Below are 1,614 nucleotides of genomic sequence, written 5' to 3'. Positions count from 1 at the left end.
GGCACCGGCCAGTTGCCAAAGTTCGAAGAGGATCTGTTCAAGATTGCCCGCGAAGGCGAAGCCGATCTGTACCTGATCCCGACTGCCGAAGTGTCGCTGACCAACATCGTTGCCGGCGAAATCGTCGATTCGAAACTGCTGCCGATCAAGTTCGTCGCCCATACCCCATGCTTCCGCAGCGAAGCCGGTGCGTCGGGCCGCGACACGCGTGGCATGATCCGCCAGCACCAGTTCGACAAAGTCGAAATGGTCCAGATCGTCGAGCCATCGCAATCGATGGAAGCGCTGGAAGGCCTGACCGCCAACGCCGAAAAGGTTCTGCAACTGCTCGGTCTGCCTTACCGCACCCTGGCGCTGTGCACCGGCGACATGGGCTTCAGCGCGGTCAAGACCTATGACCTGGAAGTGTGGATTCCGAGCCAGGACAAATACCGCGAAATCTCCTCGTGCTCCAACTGCGGCGACTTCCAGGCGCGGCGCATGCAGGCGCGTTTCCGCAACCCGGAAACTGGCAAGCCCGAGCTGGTGCACACCTTGAACGGTTCCGGCCTGGCGGTCGGTCGCACTCTGGTTGCCGTGCTGGAAAACTACCAGCAGGCCGACGGTTCTATCCGCGTACCGGACGTGCTCAAGCCGTACATGGGTGGCCTCGAGGTCATCGGCTAAATGAAATATCTGCCGCTGTTTCACAACCTGCGCGGCAGTCGTGTGTTGGTTGTCGGTGGGGGGGAAATTGCCTTGCGCAAATCCCGCCTGCTGGCCGATGCCGGTGCGCTGCTGCGGGTGGTCGCACCTGAAATCGAAACGCAACTGGCTGAACTGGTCGCTACCAGCGGCGGTGAATGCCTGTTGCGCGGTTACGCCGAAACGGATCTGGACGGTTGCGGGCTGATCATTGCCGCTACCGACGACGAAACGCTCAACGCGCAAGTCTCCACCGACGCCCACCGCCGTTGCGTGCCGGTCAACGTGGTCGATGCGCCGGCCTTGTGCAGCGTGATCTTCCCGGCGATCGTCGATCGCTCGCCGTTGATCATCGCCGTGTCCAGCGGCGGCGATGCGCCGGTACTGGCGCGTCTGATCCGCGCGAAAATCGAAACCTGGATTCCTTCCACTTACGGTCAGTTGGCTGGATTGGCTGCGCGTTTTCGCAATCAGGTGAAAAACCTGTTTCCGGATGTTCAGCAGCGTCGCGGCTTCTGGGAAGACGTTTTCCAAGGCCCGATTGCCGATCGTCAACTGGCCGGGCAGGGCGCTGAAGCCGAGCGCCTGTTGCAGGCCAAGGTCGATGGCGAGCCCATGGTCACCACTGGCGAGGTTTATCTGGTCGGTGCCGGCCCCGGTGATCCGGATCTGTTGACCTTCCGCGCGCTGCGTCTGATGCAGCAAGCCGATGTGGTGCTCTATGACCGTCTGGTGGCGCCGGCGATTCTCGAGTTGTGCCGTCGCGATGCCGAGCGGGTGTATGTCGGCAAGCGTCGCTCCGAACACGCCGTGCCGCAGGATCAGATCAACCAGCAACTGGTCGATCTGGCCAAGGCCGGCAAGCGTGTGGTGCGGTTGAAGGGTGGCGATCCGTTTATCTTCGGCCGCGGTGGCGAAGAGATCGAAGAG

General features: G+C 61.9%; 2 protein-coding genes. Both read left to right on the top strand.

The genetic code is table 11. From position 1 onward, the window contains the following. The coding region (gene serS / locus OQK_RS00550; RefSeq protein ID WP_016770649.1) for a serine--tRNA ligase at positions 1-666 on the top strand (666 nt) is incomplete at its 5' end. After that, positions 667-1,614 (top strand): siroheme synthase CysG (gene cysG, locus OQK_RS00545; RefSeq protein ID WP_016770648.1); only part of this gene is annotated, 948 nt, incomplete at its 3' end. It lies immediately after the preceding gene.

Source organism: Pseudomonas sp. R62 (assembly GCF_000257605.1).
In the GTDB taxonomy this organism is placed as follows: domain Bacteria; phylum Pseudomonadota; class Gammaproteobacteria; order Pseudomonadales; family Pseudomonadaceae; genus Aquipseudomonas; species Aquipseudomonas atacamensis.
Note: the sequence above shows the minus strand (reverse complement) of the source record. Positions and strands in the feature narration are given on the sequence as shown.